Consider the following 233-nt stretch of genomic DNA (forward strand, 5'->3'; position numbering starts at 1 on the left):
GACCTGGAACAGGTCGGGCGAGGTCTCGAGGATCTCGTCCACCGAACCGGAGACGAACTCGAAGAGTTCGGCGATCTCGTTCAGGCGATCCACCGCCTCGGCGTTGGTCACCTTGGAGATGCTCATCGCCGCGTTGCCTTCCTGCATGCCCTTCAGTACGCGGCCGAACAGACTGGCGTCGCGGCCGAAGCTGTCGGCGGCCTGCACCGAGTTCTCGTCGCCGGCCAGCACCT

1 pseudogene is annotated in these 233 nt (G+C 65.2%); it reads right to left on the bottom strand.

Going from position 1 to position 233, the window contains the following annotated elements:
• Nucleotides 1-233: pseudogene (locus ACNQO6_RS18525) on the bottom strand (chemotaxis protein); the annotation flags it as partial.

Source organism: Acinetobacter calcoaceticus, assembly GCF_051947995.1.
Lineage (GTDB): Bacteria > Pseudomonadota > Gammaproteobacteria > Pseudomonadales > Moraxellaceae > Acinetobacter.